General features: G+C 70.8%; 16 protein-coding genes and 1 pseudogene. 7 read left to right on the forward strand and 10 right to left on the reverse strand.

The annotated features are described in order from the left end of the window. Window positions 1-54: 54 nt before the first annotated feature. The 3 genes from C8E83_RS01285 to C8E83_RS01295 all read left to right on the forward strand — a co-directional run bounded on the left by C8E83_RS01285 (window position 55) and on the right by C8E83_RS01295 (window position 3,280). The gene (locus C8E83_RS01285; RefSeq protein ID WP_121368067.1) at window positions 55-981 is read left to right on the forward strand and encodes a ribokinase; all 927 of its coding nucleotides are present in this window, start codon (window positions 55-57) and stop codon (window positions 979-981) included. 148 nt (window positions 982-1,129) lie between these two features. Next, window positions 1,130-2,617 carry a D-alanyl-D-alanine carboxypeptidase/D-alanyl-D-alanine endopeptidase gene (gene dacB, locus C8E83_RS01290; RefSeq protein WP_147430042.1) on the forward strand — a complete coding sequence of 496 codons (1,488 nt, stop codon included), beginning with the start codon at window positions 1,130-1,132 and terminating at the stop codon, window positions 2,615-2,617. A gap of 72 nt (window positions 2,618-2,689) precedes the next feature. Beyond that, complete coding sequence (locus tag C8E83_RS01295; RefSeq protein ID WP_121368069.1) at window positions 2,690-3,280, forward strand: isochorismatase family protein; 591 nt, start codon at window positions 2,690-2,692, stop codon at window positions 3,278-3,280. Between the two features lie 161 nt (window positions 3,281-3,441). Here the strand turns inward: C8E83_RS01295 and C8E83_RS01300 are convergent, their stop codons facing one another. The 9 genes and pseudogenes from C8E83_RS01300 to C8E83_RS01340 all read right to left on the reverse strand — a co-directional run bounded on the left by C8E83_RS01300 (window position 3,442) and on the right by C8E83_RS01340 (window position 12,691). Then, window positions 3,442-5,403, reverse strand: coding sequence for an ABC transporter ATP-binding protein (locus tag C8E83_RS01300; RefSeq protein WP_121368070.1), 1,962 nt, complete (start codon window positions 5,401-5,403; stop codon window positions 3,442-3,444). Between the two features lie 126 nt (window positions 5,404-5,529). Continuing rightward, complete coding sequence (locus C8E83_RS01305) at window positions 5,530-6,924, reverse strand: MFS transporter (RefSeq protein ID WP_121368071.1); 1,395 nt, start codon at window positions 6,922-6,924, stop codon at window positions 5,530-5,532. A gap of 252 nt (window positions 6,925-7,176) precedes the next feature. Beyond that, window positions 7,177-7,785: pseudogene (ribA, locus tag C8E83_RS01310) on the reverse strand (GTP cyclohydrolase II); the annotation flags it as partial. A 26-nt stretch (window positions 7,786-7,811) separates the two neighbouring features. After that, on the reverse strand, window positions 7,812-8,813 hold the full coding sequence (gene ribD / locus C8E83_RS01315; protein ID WP_121368073.1) for a bifunctional diaminohydroxyphosphoribosylaminopyrimidine deaminase/5-amino-6-(5-phosphoribosylamino)uracil reductase RibD: 1,002 nt from the start codon (window positions 8,811-8,813) through the stop codon (window positions 7,812-7,814). 187 nt (window positions 8,814-9,000) lie between these two features. Next, complete coding sequence (locus tag C8E83_RS01320; protein WP_121368074.1) at window positions 9,001-9,585, reverse strand: GNAT family N-acetyltransferase; 585 nt, start codon at window positions 9,583-9,585, stop codon at window positions 9,001-9,003. A 25-nt stretch (window positions 9,586-9,610) separates the two neighbouring features. Further along, window positions 9,611-10,621 (reverse strand): tryptophan--tRNA ligase, encoded by a 1,011-nt coding sequence (gene trpS / locus C8E83_RS01325; RefSeq protein WP_245981332.1) that lies wholly within the window; start codon window positions 10,619-10,621, stop codon window positions 9,611-9,613. 35 nt (window positions 10,622-10,656) lie between these two features. Beyond that, entirely contained in the window at window positions 10,657-11,499 is an 843-nt protein-coding gene (locus tag C8E83_RS01330; RefSeq protein WP_121368075.1) for an exodeoxyribonuclease III, read from the reverse strand. Window positions 11,500-11,602: 103 nt separating this feature from the next. Next, window positions 11,603-11,872 carry an HPr family phosphocarrier protein gene (locus tag C8E83_RS01335; RefSeq protein ID WP_121368076.1) on the reverse strand — a complete coding sequence of 90 codons (270 nt, stop codon included), beginning with the start codon at window positions 11,870-11,872 and terminating at the stop codon, window positions 11,603-11,605. A 48-nt stretch (window positions 11,873-11,920) separates the two neighbouring features. After that, the gene (locus C8E83_RS01340) at window positions 11,921-12,691 is read right to left on the reverse strand and encodes a DeoR/GlpR family DNA-binding transcription regulator (RefSeq protein WP_121368077.1); all 771 of its coding nucleotides are present in this window, start codon (window positions 12,689-12,691) and stop codon (window positions 11,921-11,923) included. A 202-nt stretch (window positions 12,692-12,893) separates the two neighbouring features. Here C8E83_RS01340 and ptsP point away from each other — a divergent pair, with 202 nt between their 5' ends. From ptsP to C8E83_RS01360, 4 genes are all read left to right on the forward strand, one after another. After that, on the forward strand, window positions 12,894-14,552 hold the full coding sequence (gene ptsP, locus C8E83_RS01345; protein ID WP_121371671.1) for a phosphoenolpyruvate--protein phosphotransferase: 1,659 nt from the start codon (window positions 12,894-12,896) through the stop codon (window positions 14,550-14,552). A gap of 68 nt (window positions 14,553-14,620) precedes the next feature. Beyond that, the gene (locus C8E83_RS01350; RefSeq protein ID WP_170159812.1) at window positions 14,621-16,183 is read left to right on the forward strand and encodes a PTS mannitol transporter subunit IIBC; all 1,563 of its coding nucleotides are present in this window, start codon (window positions 14,621-14,623) and stop codon (window positions 16,181-16,183) included. A gap of 25 nt (window positions 16,184-16,208) precedes the next feature. Next, complete coding sequence (locus tag C8E83_RS01355; RefSeq protein ID WP_121368079.1) at window positions 16,209-16,646, forward strand: PTS mannitol transporter subunit IIA; 438 nt, start codon at window positions 16,209-16,211, stop codon at window positions 16,644-16,646. After that, on the forward strand, window positions 16,643-17,812 hold the full coding sequence (locus C8E83_RS01360) for a mannitol-1-phosphate 5-dehydrogenase (RefSeq protein ID WP_121368080.1): 1,170 nt from the start codon (window positions 16,643-16,645) through the stop codon (window positions 17,810-17,812). The genes C8E83_RS01355 and C8E83_RS01360 overlap by 4 nt, the downstream gene beginning before the upstream one ends. Window positions 17,813-17,920: 108 nt before the next feature. Here the strand turns inward: C8E83_RS01360 and C8E83_RS01365 are convergent, their stop codons facing one another. Then, window positions 17,921-18,814, reverse strand: coding sequence for a hypothetical protein (locus tag C8E83_RS01365; RefSeq protein WP_121368081.1), 894 nt, complete (start codon window positions 18,812-18,814; stop codon window positions 17,921-17,923). Window positions 18,815-18,836: the final 22 nt, after the last annotated feature.

The following is an 18,836-nucleotide window of genomic DNA, read 5'->3' on the forward strand; positions in this document are numbered from 1 at the left end:
CGATCTCCTCCCGTGCCGCCGCGGCGCGAGACAGGGGTGTGCCAGGCTGGGGGAGTGGAACACTCGCGCATCGTCGTCGTCGGCTCGGCGAACCAGGACTACCTCGTGAGGGTCCCGCGCACCCCGCGACCCGGCGAGACGACGCTCGCCACGGGCATGACCAAGCAGCCCGGCGGCAAGGGCGCCAACCAGGCCGTCGCGGCAGCGCGACTCGGGGGCGACGTGCATTTCGTCGGCGCGGTCGGGCGTGACGACGACGGCGCCGTGATCCTGCGCGGCCTCGCCACCGACGGCGTGTCGGTCGACGACGTGCAGATCGTCGACGCGCACCCCACCGGCCTCGCCCTCATCTCGGTCGACGCCGACGGAGAGAACAGCATCACCGTCGTCTCGGGCGCGAACGCCACGGTCACGGCCGAGCGCGCCTCGGGCGTCGTCAGCCGACTCGCCGGGCCCGGCGCGATCGTCGTCGTGCAGGCCGAGCTCCCGGCGCCCGTCATCGAGGCCACGGTGCACGCGGCCCAGGGTGCAGGAGCCCGCGTCATCGTCAACCTCGCCCCCTACCTCCCGCTCGCCCCCGCCGCCCTGGCACTCGCCGACCCGCTGGTCGTCAACGAGACCGAGGCCGGCCAGCTCCTCGGATCCGACGTGTCCGATGTCGACGCGGCCCTGGCCGCGATGCCGCGCCTGCTCGAGCACGCCCGGTCGGCGGTCGTCACGCTCGGCGGCGCCGGTGCGGTCTGGGCGTCGCGCGAGGGCGACGGCGCGGGCGCAGGGGCCCACGTCCCGGCTCCGCAGGTGGCCGACGTGGTCGACACGACCGGCGCCGGCGACGCGTTCGTCGGCGCCGTGGCCTTCGCGCTCTCCCGCGGCGACGACCTCGGGAAGGCCGTCGCCCTCGGCGTCCGCGCCGGCAGCTTCGCGATCGGCGGCGTCGGTGCGCAGCGGTCGTACGCGCGGGCGGCCGACCTCGACGTGTGACCTCGCCGGGTGCGGGTGTCGGATCCTGCGCCGGATAGTCGTTCACGCCGCCTGCGCGAGATAGGCCACTCGTTCTGGGGTCGCCGAGTTCTCCACAGATGCCGCTTCCGGCATGGAATCGAGCCGACCCTTTCGTAGGATGGTCGCGATGACTTCCGACGACTCCTCCTCGGCCGGCGGCTTCGGCCGCGTCGGCGCGTGGGTGCGCACGCACAAGAGCACCTCGCTGATCCTCGCGGGCGCAGTGGCCGTCGTCCTCTTCGGCGGCGGGGCGCTCGCGGCGGGTGCGGCGACCGCTCCGTCCTCGTCGACCGCGGGCGGGCCCCAGGGTGCAGGAGGAGGCGGGGCGTCTTCCGCCCCCTCGCCGACCGCCAGCAAGACCCCGGCCGCCCCCGCCCGGCCCGTGCCGACGACCCTCCCCGGTGCGACGACCCTGCGCACCTGCTCGGTCGACAGCCAGGCCGCCGCCGCGGGGCTCGGCACCTTCCAGGGCACCGTCGTCAACTCGTCCACGGGCCAGACGCTCTTCGACCGCAACGGCTCGACCCCGGTGGCGACCGCGAGCGTCATGAAGACGCTGACGGCCTCGGTCGCCCTCGCGGTCCTTGGCCCCGACTACCGGTTCACCACCACGGTCAACGGCTCGGGCGCCGGCGGCACCATCTCGCTGATCGGCGGCGGCGACGCGACATTGAGCGCGACGCCCGTCGGCTCCGAGAGCTACTACAAGGGCGCCCCGAAGCTCGCGACGCTCGCCGCCGACGTCAAGGCCAAACTCGGCAGCAACGCGATCACCACGATCGACCTCGACTCGACGTACTGGAACAACGCCGACGCGTACGACTCCACCTGGCCCGTCACCGAGCGCACCATCGGCTACCAGCCCGAGGTCGTCCCGCTCATGGTCGACGGCGACCGCGCCGACCCCACGCAGCAGACCAGCCCGCGCAGCACCGACCCGGTCATGCGCGCAGGCCAGGCCTTCCAGCAGGCCCTCGTGGCCGCGGGCGTGAACGGCGCCTCGACGGCGAAGCTCGTCCAGGCGAAGAACACCTCGCACAACACCCTGGCGAAGGTGCAGTCGCAGCCGATCTCGACCCTCATCGGGCAGATGATCCCGAACAGCGACAACACGCTCGCCGAGATGATGGCACGCGTGTCGTCCAAGGTGTCGGGTGCCGACGGCTCGGCCGCGTCGCTCACCGACGTCTACAAGAAGGTGCTCAACAAGACCTACGGTCTCGACACGTCGAAGCTCACGATCATCGACGGCTCCGGCGAGAGCTACAAAGACGGCGTGCCGTCCTCCTTCGAGGCGGCGCTGATGACCCTGGTGCTCGGGCGCAACGCCAACCTCGGCATCCTGTACGACGCCCTGCCCATCTCGGGTCAGACGGGCACGCTCGCCACCCGCTTCACCGGTGCCAACGCGATCGCGCGCGGACAGGTCCACGCCAAGACCGGGTCGATCGCCACCGCCTACACGCTCGCGGGTGTCATCGACGCCAAGGACGGCACGAAGCTCACCTTCGCCTTCTTCGCCGAGGGCAACCTCAACGCCGCCACGTCGATGCAGGCGCTCGACACGCTGACGACGGCGGTCTACTCGTGCGGGGCGAACCTCTCCAACAACTGAGCCGCCTGCGGGTGGTGCGGTGTCGCCGGCCCGCGCTTCGCTCCTCCGGCCCGGCGCTGGCAGAATCGGATCATGACTCGCGCGCTTCTCATCGTCGACGTCCAGAACGACTTCACCGAGGGGGGCGCGCTCGGCGTCGAGGGCGGTGCGAAGGTCGCCGCCGGCATCACATCGCTGCTCCAGGCGAATCCCGGTCGCTACGACCTCGTGATGGCGTCGCGCGACTGGCATCACGGCGACGACGACAACGGCGGGCACTTCGCGGGCGCCTCGGCTCCTGATTTCATCAGCACCTGGCCCGTGCACTGCGTCGCGGGCACTCCGGGCGCCGAGTACCACCCTGGCCTCGCCGCCGATGCGATCGACGTGCACGTGCGGAAGGGGCAGGGCCGGCCCGCCTACTCGCTCTTCGAGGGCACGACCGACGACGGCGCCGCACCGTCCGAGGCGCTCGCCGCCGCGGGCGTGGACACGGTCGACGTGGTCGGAATCGCGACCGACCATTGCGTGCGGGCTACGGCCCTCGACGCGCGGCGAGCCGGCTTGGGCGTCAGGATCCTGAGCGACCTCGTGGCCGGCGTCGCCCCTGGGCCCAGCGCCGCCGCTCTCGACGAGCTCCGCGCCGCGGGTGCCGTCGTCGAGTCGAGCACCAGCGGGTCCTAGCGCGAGCCCTCATGTGCCTGGCCCGCGTGGCGCACAGGGATGCGGCGCCTTTCACGCGTGATCACGCGTCGCGTCGCGCCGCAGTGCGTGAAACGCGCCGCATCGGGGCGCGACAGGTGGCGCCGCAGTGCGTGAAACCGCCGCATCCCCGCACCGCCTGGCTACACGAGCAGCTGGTGCTTCGCGAGGTCGCGGTACAGGGGCGTCGTCTTCACGAGTTCGGAGTGCGTGCCCACGCCGACCACCTGCCCGTGCTCGAGCACGACGATCTGGTCGGAGTCGACGACGGTCGAGAGCCGGTGGGCGATCACGATGAGCGTGCGGTTCTCGGCCACGGCGTCGATGGCTTCGCGCAGCCGCTGCTCGTTGATGCCGTCGAGCGACGACGTGGACTCGTCGAGCAGCAGGATCGGCGGAGCCGCGAGCAGCGTGCGTGCGATCGCCAGCCTCTGCTTCTCGCCGCCCGAGAGCAGCACGCCGTCTTCGCCGACCTGGGTGTCGAGTCCGTGCGAGCCGCGTTCGAGGACGCTGGTGAGGTTCACGGCCTCGAGGACGCGACGGCAGTCGTCGTCGGTGGCATCGGGCCGCGAGAGCACGAGGTTGTCGCGGATCGTGCCGGCCAGCACAGGGGCGTCCTGCTCGACGTAGCCGATGCGGGCGCGGAGGTCGTCGCGGTCGAGCGATCGCACGTCGACGCCGTCGATCGACACGCCGCCGGAGTCGACGTCGTAGAACCGCTCGATGAGGGCGAGGATCGTCGACTTCCCGGCGCCCGACGGCCCGACGAGGGCCGTCCGCTGGCCGCGGCGAGCGGAGAAGCTCACGCCCCGCAGCACGGTGAGGTCGATGTCGTCCCGTCGCGCAGCCGCCTCCGGGTCGAGCGGGGGGAGGAGGCCGTCGTCGGCCGGCGGTGCCGCGGGGTAGGCGAACTGCACCGAGTCGAAGCGGACTGCGGCATCGGTATCGTCGTCGCCCTGCGAGTCGAGGCCGGAGCGCGAGACCGGGAGGTCGGCCGCGATGGCGGAGTCGCCCTCCTTCTCGCTGGGCAGCTCGATGATCTCCTGGATCCGGCCCAGGGCACCGAGAGCCGAGTTGACGCTCGTGACGGCGCCGAACGCGTTGCCGAGCGGCATGATCATGAGGAACAGGAACAGGATGAACGACACGAGCTGCGCGATCGTGTCGGCGCCGCTAGCCACGCGGAAGCCGCCCACGCCGAGGACCACGAGGAACGACACCTGCATGGCGACGCTGGCGATGGGCACGACGACCGCCGACGCGCTGGCGACCTCGAGCCCGCGGTCGTAGGCGCCCTCCGAGTCGACGTCGATGGCCCGGATCTCCCGCTCGGTCGCGCCCGAGGCGCGCACGGTGCGGATGGACGAGATCGCCCGCTCGACGGCGGCGGTGAGGTCGCCAACCTTGCGCTGCGCACGTTGGGAGGCCACCCTGATCCGGCGCGAGAGCGACACCACGACGACGACCGAGGCGGCCACCACGATCACGGTGAGACCGAGCAGCACGGGATCGATGATCGCCATGCCGACGATGGCGCCGGCGAAGGTGAAGACGCCGCCGATCGCGTCGACCAGACCCTGCGTGAGGACGGCGCGGAGAAGCGTCGTGTCGGAGCCGACGCGCGAGACGAGGTCGCCCGTGCGCCGGGCGTCGAACTCGCTGATCGGCAGGTGCAGCATTCGCGCGACGAGACGCCGCCGGCTCGACAGCACGACGGCCTCGCCGGTGCGCTGCAGCAGGTAGTGCTGCACGCCCGAGAGCACGCCGGAGATCACGACGAGCGCCACGAGGGCGACGACGAGCATGCCGAGGGGCTTGCTGTTCTGCACCAGCGAGATCACACGGCTGACCAGCAGAGGCTGCAGGAGCGACGCGGCCGAGCCCGCCAGGCTGAGCACGATGACGACGACCATCGTCTTCCTGTGCTCGAGCAGGTACGGCAGCAGCTGCGAGAACCGGGCCCGCGGCCCCTCGGGGATCGGCCTGCCGTTCTTGTCGAGACGGACTGGGCGGGGTCGTCGCCCGCGCCCCCGGCCGCGCGCGGGCGACGTCGAGGACGTGGCGGGGGAGGACGGCGCAGGACGCGCGGGGGTTTCGGTGCTCATGACGCCTTTCAGCGGGGATGCTCCGATTTTACGCGCGCACGGGAGAGCCCCCGACCGCGTGTGGAGAACGGCGGACGGGGGCTCGAAGGCGCCGTGACGTGCGAGCGGCAGGCGAGGAAGCGGCTCCTACGAGAGGTTCGCGGAGTAGTCGACGTCGCGCGTCTCGCGGCTGAGGAAGAGCGCGACCAGCGTGATGAGCGCCATCGCCGAGAGGTAGACGCCGACGAGCACGGTCGAGCCGTGCGCGGCGCCCCAGAGCGCCACGGCGATGAACGGCGCCACGGCCGCGCCCAGGATGCTCGACACGTTGTAGCTGATCGCCGAGCCGGTGTAGCGGACGTTCGCCGGGAAGAGCTCCGGCAGGATCGCTCCCATCGGCCCGAAGGTGAGCCCCATGAGGATGAAGCCCAGGATCAGGAGGCCCTGCGCGCCGGCGAAGCCCGCCGAGAAGAGCGGGACGAACAGGAACCCGAAGACCAGGATCCCGGCGGTCACGGCCATGAGCATCTTCCGGCGCCCGAAGCGTTCCGCGAGGGGGCCGGAGACGAGCGTGAAGATGCCGAAGAACGCGACGCCCACGATGAGCATCAGCAGGAACTGCGTGCGGGTGTAGCCGAGGCCGGGCACGAACGCGGCGGCCGAGAACGGCTTGCCCGCGGCCTTCGCCGCTGTCGCCGCGGTCGACGCCGTGGTGCCGTAGGTCAGCGTGAACGTGGTCATCAGGTAGAACAGCGTGTACGTCGCAAGCATGATGAACGTGCCGAGGATCACCTGGCGCCACGAAGTGCGGAACACGCGTCCGAGCGGCAGCTTCGAGACCTGCCCGGCCTCCTTCACGGCGGTGAAGGCCGGCGTCTCGATGAGGCGGAACCGCGCGTACAGGCCGATGATCACAAGGATCGCGCTGCCGAGGAACGGGATGCGCCAGCCCCACGACGCGAACGCGGCCGCCGACATGGTGAGGTTCAGGATGAGGAAGAGCCCGTTGGCGATCATGAACCCGATCGGCGCGCCCAGCTGCGGGAAGGTTCCGTAGATGGCGCGCTTGTTCGCGGGGGCGTTCTCGGTCGCGAGCAGTGCGGCGCCCGACCACTCGCCGCCGAGGCCGAAGCCCTGGGCGAAGCGCAGGATCACGAGGATCGTCGGCGCGGTGACGTGCCATCCGGGCACCGTCGCGGCAGGCAGGCAGCCGATGAGGAACGTGCCGATGCCCATGGTGAGGAGGGACGCGATGAGGGTGTTCTTGCGGCCGATGCGGTCGCCGAAGTGGCCGAACACGATCGAGCCGACCGGGCGCGCGATGAACGCGACGCCGAAGACGGCGAACGACGACAGGAGGGCGACGGTCGGGTCGGCGTTGGCGAAGAAGAGCGTCGGGAAGACGAGGACGGCGGCGGTCGCGTACGCGTAGAAGTCGTAGAACTCGATCGAGGTGCCGATGAGGCTCGCGACGATCACGCGGGCTCTCGAGTTCACGGCGGGTGAGGTCGACGGCGGGGCCGTCGTGGTGCTGGTGGACATGGGAGGCACTCCGAGAACGGGTGCGCCGGGGATCGCCGAAGGCGATGGGCGCGCGGCGCGGGGTCGGGGCGGACACGACCGGGGAGGCGGCGCAGGATGACGCGGAGGACTCCCGTGCGTCATCGCCACCGGGAAGGTGATCAGCCGCTTGTGACGGCCAGGGCGTCCATGTTACAGCAGGATGACGCCCGCCCCAACACGTGTCGCCGAGCCGACACCGACGACCCGAACGTGCGAGCGCAGGGTGGAGCGCTACGCGACCGGGTCGAACCCCGTGTCGAGCTGCCCGGGCAGGCGGTGGCCCATGCGGTCGCGCTTCGTGTCGAGGTACGACTCGTTGAACGCGCCGACGCCGACCACCAGCGGCACCATCTCGGTCACCTCGATGTCGTGCGCGGTCAGCTGGTCCTTCTTGTCGGGGTTGTTGCTCAGCAGCCGGATCGACGAGAGCCCGAGGTCGCGGAGGATCTCGGCCGCGGCGATGTACTCGCGGGCGTCGGCGGGGAGCCCCAGGGCGAGGTTCGCGTCGAGCGTGTCGAGGCCGTCCTCCTGCAGCCGGTAGGCGCGCAGCTTGTTGATGAGCCCGATGCCGCGGCCCTCGTGACCGCGGAGGTAGATGACGACGCCGCCGTGGTTGTGGATCGTGTCGAGGGCCGCGTCGAGCTGCGGGCCGCACTCGCACTTGAGCGAGCCGAACGCCTCGCCGGTCAGGCACTCGGAGTGCACGCGCACGAGCGCGCCGTCGACGGGCTCGCCCGAGACGATGGCGACGTGGTCGGCACCGGTGTCGAGGTCGCGGTAGGCGCGCATGGTGAACGTGCCGTGCGTCGTCGGCACGGTGGTCTCGACCTCGAAGGAGACGTGCGGTCGCACGGCGGGGGTGTCGGTCATGAGGGGCTCTCACTCTGATTGCGGGCGACGATCGCGAGGTCGCCGCCGAGGGACGTGACGCTGGTGACTCGGAGCCGCACAGCGTCGTCGATCGTGTCTACACCGAGGTCGCCGAGAGCGAGCCGTGGGCCTCCGAGCAGGGCGGGGGCGAGGTAGACGAGGTAGTCGTCGACGAGGCCGCGGCGCACGAACTCGCTGGCGACCGTGGGGCCGCCCTCGACGAAGACGCTGCGGATGTCGCGCGAGTAGAGGTCGGACAGCACCGCGTCCAGGTCGCGGGTGCGGCTGACGATCGCAGGATGCGGGTGGCGCAGAACGCGGGCACCCTCCGGGATCCCGCGCGAACCCACCACCACGGGCACGGGCTGGTCGGCGAGGAGCTCGCCGCCGTCGCCGCGTGCTGTCAGAGACGGGTCGTCGGCGAGCACCGTGCCGGTGCCCACGAGGATGGCGTCGTGGGCCGCGCGCTGCTCGTGCACGTGCGCTCGTGCGGCTGCTCCGGTGATCCACTGGCTCGTGCCGTCGGCGGCAGCGGCCCGGCCGTCGAGCGTGGAGGCCCACTTGACCGTCACGAACGGGCGGCCGAGGCGGACGGCGGTGAGCCAGCGTCGCATCCACTCCTCGACCTCGTCGGCGAGCACGCCGCCCTCGACGGGGATCCCGGCCTCGCGCAGCCGTGCAGCGCCGCCGCCGGAGTGCTCACCCGGGTCGGCGACGGAATAGACGACGCGACCGATGCCGGCCGCGATGAGCGCCTCGCTGCAGGGGCCGGTGCGGCCCCAGTGGTTGCACGGCTCGAGCGTGACGACCGCGGTGAGCCCGGCGGCCTGCCCGGGGGCGAGCTTCGAGAGGGCGTCCACCTCGGCGTGGGCGGTGCCTGCGCCACGGTGCCAGCCCTCGGCCACGACCGCGCCGTCCGCGTCGAGCAGCACGCACCCGACTCGCGCGTGGGTGCCGCGCTCGGGCCCGTTCGCCGCCAGCGCGAGCGCGCGCCGCATGGCGTGACGCAGCTCTTCGTGCGCGGGGGCTGCTGTGGTGCTCACGGTGCCTCGTTCGGTGTGGGTCGGCGAAGGTGCCGCGGGGCGGCTGCTTCGACCATAACCAACGCCACCGACGCGGCAGTATTCCGTGTCGCTGGCGAAATGAACTTCTTACATGCGGTGTCGGGAATCGTCACAGACCGACTCAGGGCGCAGGAGCCGACCCGGTCGCCTCCGCGGGCCACCCCGGCTTCTCGTCCCGCGAATCGTCGCGCCCGAGCCGTGCCTTCCAGCAGAGCGGGTGCCCCCGGTCGCGGTCGGGCTGCAGCCCCGGCCCCGACCCCGTGTACGTGAAGCCCGCCTTCCGTGCGACGCCGGCGGAGGCGACGTTGCCGACGTAGCCCTCCCAGAGCACGTCGTCGAGCCCGCCGTCGCCGAACGCCCAGTCGGCCACGAGGCGGACGGCCTCGGTCATGAGGCCCCGGCCACGTGCCTCCGGCGCCGCCCAGAAGCCCACGTCGTGGTGCATGAGCCGGATGCTCACCATGCCGACCAGGAGGCTCGACCCGGGCTCGCGGAGCCCCCAGGTGTATTCGCGCCCGGTGGTCCACCCGCGTTCGACGACCTGCGAGACGAAGAACTGGGCGTCCTGGAACGTGTAGGGCACCGGCACGGTGGTGAACCGCTGCAGCGTGTCGTCCTGGCAGGCGTCGTAGATCGCGCCGATGTCGGCCGTCCGCGGCACCTCGAGCCGCAGGCGGTCGGACGCCAGCACGAACGGCTTCACCATCGCGACACGACTCGGCCCCCGCGCGCTACGAGCGCACCCTGCGCACGAACCCGACGCGGTCGTAGACGGTGGCGAGGGTCTTCTCGGCGATCTCGCTCGCCCGGTCGGCGTTCGCCGAGAGCACCCGGTCGAGCTCGGCAGGATCAGCCAGAAGCTCGAGCGTCCGCTCGCGCACCGGCGTGAACGTCTCGACCACGGCCTCCGCGACGTCCTTCTTGAGGTCGCCGTAGCCGCGCCCGACGTAGCGCTCCTCGAGGACGGGGACGGAGTCGCCCGAGAAGGCCGACAGGATCGTGAGGAGGTTCGACACGCCCGCCTTCTCGCCGCGGTCGAAGCGGATCTCGCGGCCGGTGTCGGTGACCGCCGAGCGGATCTTCTTCGCGGTCTTCGACGGCTCGTCGAGCAGCCAGATGATTCCGGCCTCGGACTCGGCCGACTTCGACATCTTCGACTCGGGGTTCTGGAGGTCGTAGATGCGCGCGGTCTCTTTGGTGATGAAGGGCTCGGGCACGACGAAGGTCTCGCCGAAGCGCGAATTGAAGCGGTTCGCGAGGTCGCGGGTGAGCTCGACGTGCTGCTTCTGGTCGTCGCCGACCGGCACGAGCTCGGTGCCGTAGAGCAGGATGTCGGCGGCCATGAGGATCGGGTAGGTGAAGAGCCCGACCGACGCCGAGTCGGAGCCCTGCTTCGCCGACTTGTCCTTGAACTGGGTCATGCGGCCGGCCTCGCCGAAGCCGGTGATCGAGTTGAGCACCCAGGCCAGCTCGGCATGGGCGGGTACCTGCGACTGCACGAACAGGATCGAGCGCGCGGGGTCGATTCCGGCGGCGATGTACTGGGCCGCCGTCGCGCGGGTGCGGGCGCGGAGTGTCGCGGGATCCTGCGGCACGGTGATGGCGTGGAGGTCGACGACGCAGTAGACGGCGTCGTGGCCGTCTTGGAGGGCGACCCAGGGCTGCAGGGCGCCGATGAAGTTGCCGGCGTGGAGGGCGTCGGCCGACGGCTGCATGCCGGAGAAGAGACGGGGGAGGGTCATGACGAGGTCTTTCGAGAAGAGTGCGGAGTGAAGGACTAGATGTCGTAGTCGACGACCACGGGCGTGTGGTCGGACCATCGCTTGTCGTACGACTCGGCCCGGTCGACCGAGTAGTGCTTCACGCGGGCAGCGAGGGCCGGGGTGGCCATCTGGTAGTCGATGCGCCAGCCGGTGTCGTTGTCGAACGCGGCGCCGCGCCACGACCACCAGGTGTACGGGCCCTCGACGTCGCCCGCCTGCTGACGGCCGATGTCGACCCAGCCGAGGCCGCGCCCAGTGGACCCGTCGGCGCCCTCGACCTTCTTGCCCCTCGGGCCGAAGAAGCGGTCGAAGTAGGCGCGCTCGCGCGGCAGGAAGCCGGCGCGCTTGACGTTGCCCTTCCAGTTCTTGATGTCGAGCGGGGTGTGCCCGACATTGAGGTCGCCGACGACGACGGCGAGCTCGTTGTGCCTCTCGAGGGCGGGGAGCCGCCGCGACATGGCGTCGAGGAACTTCCACTTCTCGTCCTGCTTGGGGGTGTCGGCCTCGCCCGAGTGGACGTAGGTGGACACCACGGTCACGATCGTGCCGTCGACGTCGTAGTCGGCCTCGAGCCAGCGGCCGGCCGAGTCGAAGGTCTTCGCGCCGAGCTCGACGCGATGGATCTCCGCTTTGCGGCGGCTGGCGAGAGCGACGCCCGCGCGCCCCTTGGCGCTGGCCTCGTCGTGGACGACGTTCCACTCCGGCCCGAGGAGCTCGGTGATGTCGTCGGTCGACGCGCGGACCTCCTGGATGGCCAGAATGTCGACGTCGCGGCCGTCGAGCCACTCGCCCATGCCCTTGCGGTACGCGGCACGGATGCCGTTGGTGTTGATGGTGGCGAGGCGGAGGCGTGGCATAGGAAAACCCTAGCGGGCGCCACCGTCACGCGGCCCGGCTCCCGCGGCGCGGCACGGCGGTGCCGCGGGAGCCGGGCCGCGAGGCCGGACCGGAGCGAAGCGCTTACGCGTCGTGGTCGGTGTTGAGGAACTCGACCAGCGAGTCGGCGGTGGCGTCGGCGTCGTCGCCGTTCACGGTCAGCGTGACCTCGTCGCCCGTGTTCACGCCGAGACCGAGGAGCGCCAGGATGCTCGCCGCGTTCGCCGACTTGTCGCCCTTGGCGATCGTCACCTGGTGCCCCGAGGCCGTGACGGTCTGCACGAAGAGGGAGGCGGGGCGGGCGTGGAGGCCCGACGACGAGGCGACGGTGGTGGTGCGGGTGACTTCGGACATGCTGTTGCTCCTTGGTGAGGTGGGTGGTGATCGGTCGGGGAGGGCGCGTCAGTCGCGACCGGGCCAGAAGACCTCGGTGCCGGCCCCCTCGACCTCGCGCACGAGGTCGAGGTTCACTTTCGGGTCGGTGATGATCGTATCGATCGCGGCCACGGGCGAGATGCGCCCGAACTCCTCGCGACCGAACTTCGTGTGGTCGGCGAGCAGGATGCTGCGCCTCGCGGCCTTGATCAGCGCGCTCTTCACGGCGGCCTCGGCGATGTTGTGCGTCGTGAGGCCGCGCTCGGGCGTGATGCCGCCGGCCGAGATGAACGCCGTGTCGACCGACACCATGCCGACGAGCTGGTGGGTCCAGGTGCCGACGCCCGCGAGGGAGTCGCGGCGGATCGAGCCGCCGAGCAGGTGGAGGTCGATGCCGGGCCGGTTCGCGACCGCCATCGCCACGGGCAGCGAGTGTGTCACGACCGTGAGCCCGCGATCGGCGGGCAGCATCTGGGCCAGCAGGATCGTGGAGGTGCCCGCGTCGATGATGATCGACCCGTTCTCGGGGATCTCGTCGAGAGCCGCCTGCGCGATGACCATCTTCTCGGCCGTGTTGATGCCGCCGCGGTCGCCGACGCCCGGGTGGAAGGTCATCCGCTCGACCGGGATCGCACCGCCGTGCGCGCGCCGCACGAGGCCGCGGCGCTCCAGGCTGGTGAGGTCTCGCCGGATCGTCTCCGGGGTGACGGCGAGGAGTTCTGCGAGGTCCTTGACGTCGACGCGGCCGTGCTGCCGTGCCTCCTCGACGATGCGAAGGTGGCGTTCTGGTGCGTACATCGGTCCTCATCGGTGAGAAATGGGCATTTCTGCCCGGGATTTGCCCGGCTCTGAGTCATTCAAGCGCAAACAAATGTCTGTTGCTGCATTTTTATCTCTGAATTTGTTTGTTTGTCAATTCAGATCGATGTATGGTCTCTCCAGCGCACTCCTGTGCCAGCCCCTTGCCTCACCAGAACGACAAGAGATGAAGGAGTCTCGGATGCCTGAACTGCACGGCGTCGGCGTCGGACGCGGAACCGCGACCGGCCCGGTCCTCCGCATGGCCGAACCCCTCGGCGAGCCCGACTCGTCGCCCCTCCAGGGTGACGCGGCCTCGGCCAAGGCCTCCGTCGGCGAGGCCCTCGCCGCCGTGGCCGCCGATCTCGGCAAGCGCGGGCAGGCTGCGGGCGGAGACGCGCAGGCGGTTCTCGAGGCCCAGGCCCTCATGGCGCAGGACCCCTCGATCCTGGACGACGTCCACCGTCAGATCGACGAGGGCACGAACCCCGAGCGCGCCGTCTTCACCGCGTTCAAGTCCTTCCAGGACGTCCTGGCCGGCATGGGCGGCTACATGGGCGAGCGCGCCGCCGACCTCGGCGACGTGGCCCAGCGCATCATCGCTCAGCTGCGGGGCGTGCACGCGCCGGGCGTCCCCGAGTCCGACACCCCCTTCATCCTGGTCGCCCGCGATCTGGCCCCGGCCGACACGGCCCTCCTCGACCTCGACAAGGTGCTCGCCCTCGTGACCCGCGACGGCGGCCCGACCTCGCACACGGCGATCCTCGCCCGCGCCAAGGGCATCACGGCCATCGTCGGCGTCTCGAGCGCCGACGAGCTCTCCGACGGCCAGGTCGTCATCGTCGACGCCGCCGCCGGCGCCGTCGTCACCGACCCCACCGACGAGCAGGTCGCTGAGGCCGAGAAGAAGCGCGCCGAGCGCCTCGCCGCCGCCGACGCCCCGCTCACCGCCGGCGCGCTCGCCGACGGCACCGCCGTGCCGCTCCTGGCGAACCTCGGCTCGCCGAAGGACGCAGCGAACGCCGTCGAGCTCGGCGCCGAGGGCGTCGGCCTCTTCCGCACCGAGTTCCTCTTCCTCGACTCGCCGTACGCTCCCGACGTCGCCACGCAGAAGGCGTCCTACAAGGCCCTCCTCGAGGCGTTCCCCGGCAAGAAGGTCGTCGTCCGCGCGCTCGACGCGGGCGCCGACAAGCCTCTGCCGTTCCTCACCGACTCGGGGGAGGAGAACCCGGCCCTCGGCCGACGCGGGCTGCGCGCCCTGCGTCACCACCCCGAGATCCTGCGCGACCAGCTGACCGCTCTCGCCGAGGCCGACGCCGAGACCGAGGCCGACCTCTGGGTCATGGCGCCGATGGTCGCCGACGTCGAGGAGACCGAGTACTTCGTCTCGCTCGCCAAAGAGCTCGGCATCAAGACCGCGGGCGTCATGGCCGAGGTGCCGTCCGTCGCGCTCCTGGCCGAACAGGTCATCGCCGCCGCCGACTTCGTCTCGATCGGCACGAACGACCTCACCCAGTACACGATGGCCGCCGACCGCATGCTCGGCACGGTCGCCAGCTACCAGGATCCGTGGCACCCCGCCGTGCTGAGGCTCGTCGCACAGCTCGGCGCCGCCGGGGCCACCGCGCACAAGGGCGTCGGCATCTGCGGCGAGGCGGCCAGCGACCCGATGCTCGCCGTCGTGCTCGTCGGCCTGGGTGCCACCACCCTCTCGATGACCCCGGCCGCCCTCGCCGACGTCCGCGCCGAGCTGAAGAACCACACGCTCGACCAGGCCAAGGCTCTCGCCGCGGCCGCCGTCGCGGCTCCGTCCGCCGCTGCCGCGCGCGAGGCCGTCGCCCGAGCTTCGGCCGCCTCCTGACCCATGCTCACACTCCCCACCACACCAACCCCTTCAACCCTCCTCCCGACAGAAAGAAAGAACCGATCATGACAACGACGTCTGCAGGCGTAGCGCCGAAGACTGGAACCACGGGCCGCGTCCGGGTCCAGAAGTTCGGCGCCTTCCTCGCCGGAATGGTGATGCCCAACATCGCGATCTTCATCGCCTGGGGCTTCATCACGGCCTTCTTCATCCAGACCGGCTGGACCCCGGTCGGCGTCCTCGGCGGCTTCGGCACGACCGACGGCGTCGCGAACCCGGGTGTCGTCGGGCCGATCCTGACCTACCTGATCCCGCTCGCGATCGCCATCCAGGGCGGCCGGATGATCTACGACATCCGCGGTGCGGTCGTCGGCTCGATCTTCACCATGGGCGTCATCCTCGGGTCCGACTCGACGATGATCCTCGGCGCGATGATCTGCGGCCCGCTCGGCGCGTACCTCGTCAAGCAGATGGACCGCCTCTGGGACGGCAAGATCAAGCCCGGCTTCGAGATGCTCGTCAACAACTACTCCGCGGGCATCCTCGGCTTCGGCCTCTTCATGGCCGGATTCTTCTGGCTGTCGAAGCTGTTCAGCGTGATCGTGACCGGCCTCGGCAACGCGGTCGAGTTCCTGGTCAACCACAGCCTCCTGCCCCTGGCCAGCCTCTTCATCGAGCCGGCGAAGATCTTCTTCCTCAACAACGCCATCAACCACGGCGTGCTCGACCAGCTCGGCGCGCAGCAGGTGAAGGAGTCGGGCAAGTCGATCCTCTTCCTCCTCGAGGCGAACCCCGGCCCCGGTCTCGGCATCCTGCTCGCCTTCACCTTCTTCGGTGTCGGCGTCGCCCGCTCGACCGCTCCCGGCGCGATCATCATCCAGTTCTTCGGCGGCATCCACGAGATCTACTTCCCGTTCGTGCTGCAGAAGCCGATCCTCTTCATCGCGGTGATCCTCGGCGGTGCGACCGGTGTCGCCACGAACGTCGCGTTCAAGTCGGGCCTCACCGGCCCCGCCTCGCCGGGTTCGATCATCGCCGTCCTCGCGAACACCTCGCGTGACAGCTACGTCGGCGTGATCCTCTCGGTCATCCTCTCGGCCGCCGTCTCGGGCGTCGTGGCGTCGTTCTTCCTCATCACGACCCGCAAGCGCGACCTGGCCAACGCCGACGCCGGCGACATGAGCGCCGCGTTCGCGAAGATGCAGGCCTCGAAGGGCCGCGACGCCAACGCCGCGACCGCCGGTCTGTTCGCGGGCGCCTCGGCTCCTGCGACCGCCGAAGAGGCCGAGGCCACGATCCCGGCCGAGGTCCCCGGCTCGGGCGCCGGCACCACGACGGCGACCCGCGTCGAGAACATCGTGTTCGCCTGCGACGCCGGAATGGGCTCGAGCGCCATGGGCGCGAGCGTGCTGCGCAACAAGATCAAGAAGGCGGGCATCGAGGGGGTTACGGTGGTCAACAAGGCCATCGCCAACCTCTCCGGTGACGAGGACCTGATCATCACCCAGCAGCAGCTGACCGACCGTGCGAAGTCCATGAACCCCACGGCCCAGCACGTCTCGGTCGACAACTTCATGAACGCTCCGCAGTACGACGAGGTCGTCGAACAGCTCAGCCACCAGCAGTAACGACTACGAGAAAGAAGTCACGTCGATGACGAACCCCGTCCTCCAGAAGAGCCAGATCAAAGCCGACGGCACGGCCACCACCAAGCTGGAGGCCATGCGAGAGGCCTTCGAGATCCTTCTGGAGGCGGGGGCCGTCACGGCGGACTACCTTCCCGCCATGCTCGAGCGCGAGAAGACCGTGTCGACGTACATGGGCAACTTCCTCGCGATCCCGCACGGCACGAACGAGGCGAAGGGCGCGATCCTGGCCTCGGCCCTCTCGTTCGTCCGCTACGCCGAGCCCATCGACTGGGACGGCAACCCGGTGCACTTCGTCGTCGGCATCGCCGGCATCGGCAACGAGCACCTCGAGATCCTGTCGAAGATCGCCATCATCTTCTCCGACGACGACCAGGTCGCCTCGCTCCGCCAGGCGGCCGGCGCCGACGAGATCTACGCGCAGCTCGAAGAGGTCAACGAGTGACCACTGGCGCCACCAAGACCGCCGTCCACTTCGGCGCCGGCAACATCGGCCGCGGCTTCGTCGGGCTCCTGCTCCACGAGGCCGGCTACGAGGTCGTGTTCAGCGACGTGAACGCCGAGCTCATCGACGCCCTGGCGGCGGCCGACTCGTACACTGTGCACGAGGTCGGGGCGGGGGCGCAGGATCACGCGGTCACGAACTTCCAGGCCCTGAACTCGGCCGCTGATCCTGCCGCCGTGGTGGCCGCCGTGGCGTCTGCCGACGTCGTGACCTGCGCCGTCGGGCCGAACGTGCTGCGATTCATCGCTCCCACGATCGCCGAGGGCCTCGCCGCCCGCGACGCCTCGCTGCCGAAGGTCGCCGTGATGGCGTGCGAGAACGCGATCAACGCCACCGACCGGCTCGAGGAGTTCGTCGTCGCGGCCCTCCCCGGCGGCGAATCCGACCCCGCGCTCGCCAAGGCGGTCTTCGCGAACACCGCCGTCGACCGTATCGTGCCGGCGCAGGAGCCGGGGCAGGGCCTCGACGTCACCGTCGAGACGTACTTCGAGTGGGCCATCGACCGCACCCCGTTCGGCGGTGCCGAGCCGGAGATCCCCGGCGTGCACTGGGTCGACGGCCTCGAGGCGTCGATCGAGCGCAAGCTCTTCACCGTCAACACCGGCCACGCGACGACGGCTTACCACGGCTTCGTCGCCGGAGCGGACAAGATCTCCGACGCGATCGCCCTGCCCGACGTGCGCGCCGCCGTCGAGGCGGTGCTCGCCGAGACGAGCGCGTACCTCATCGCGAAGCACGAGCTGGACGCGGCGGCTCACGCGGACTACGTTGCGCGGATCCTGCAGCGGTTCGAGAACCCTCACCTGCCCGACACGGTCACGCGCGTCGGCCGCCAGCCGCTGCGCAAGCTGTCGCGCGACGAGCGCTTCGTGTCGCCAGGGGCGGCGATCGCCGAGGGTGGCATGGTGCCGTCCGCGATCTTGAACGCGATGGGCGCGGCGCTGAAGTTCGACGTGCCCGACGACGAGCAGTCGGTCGAGCTGCAGGCGCTGCTCGCCGACTCGTCGAAGGGCGACACCGAGATCGCGACGCAGATCACCGGCCTCGAGGCGACGCACCCGCTCGTGGCGCCGTTCTCCGAGCGGATCGCGCTCGCCCGCGCCTGAGCCCCGTATCTTGGGCCGCCCCGACCCGCGTCTCCAGACACCAAATTCCGGACACAACACCAACGTCCTCGTTGGAGTTGTGTCCGGAATTTGGTGCGCGCGGGGGCGTCAGGCGCCGAGCTGTGCCCGGACGACGTCGCCGATGATCCCGTAGACGCCCGCCTCGACCGCGAGCAGCGCCGGCGACGACGCCTCGCGGGCGGCCGCGAGCGTCACGTCGGGGTCGAGCTCGGCGAGCCCGGGGACGGGCGGCAGCAGGCGACGTGAGACCGCTTCGGCGTGCAGCCCGAGCAGCGTCGCCAGCCGGTGCGGCTCGAGCACGTCGGCGACGACCGCGGTGAGGACGTGCTGGGCGAGCGACTCGGCCTCCCGCCGCGACAGAGTCGCGGGACCGTGCCGCCCGCCCTCCGCTGAGACTCGGGCGGCAGCGAACGCCTCCCGCGCGAGCGCCGACTGCTGCTGCACGCTCGCGAACACGCCGGGCCAGCCCCAGGCGTCGTTGAGGAGGTCGTAGGGGACCGCAGCCGACGCGGCGCCCTGGCGCAGCCACAGGGGCGTGTGGCGCTCGTCGCGCGGATGAGCGGCCACGTCGCGCCCGTACGCCTCGTCGTCGGGCACGGCGCCGTCGGGGCCCGCGGCGAAGGGGCTCGCCGGGTTGTCGTAGACGCGTCGGTCGTAGTTGAAACGCCAGGTGAGGTCGCCCGTCGCCGCGACGGTGAGCGCCACCGAGAACCAGGTGCCCTTGTCGGCGACCGCCATGCGCTCTCGCAGGTCGTGGGCCTCGGCCGAGAGCGCCTCCGGCAGCGCGTGATCACGGGTCTGCCCCGCGCGGTCGATGGTCTCGACCCGGGCGAGCACCCGCCCGTCGATCTCGGCCCAGAACAGACCGGCCTCGGCCCAGTCCGTGCCGTCGAGGGAGCCGACGAGCGTCTCGGCGACACGCCGCTGGGTGTCGGCGTGCGTGCGGGCGTGCTCGGGCAGGTCGGCGATCTCGGCGTCCATGGCGGGCCTCTCGGTGTCAAGG

Origin of the sequence: Frondihabitans australicus (assembly GCF_003634555.1) — a bacterium.
Lineage (GTDB): Bacteria > Actinomycetota > Actinomycetes > Actinomycetales > Microbacteriaceae > Frondihabitans > Frondihabitans australicus.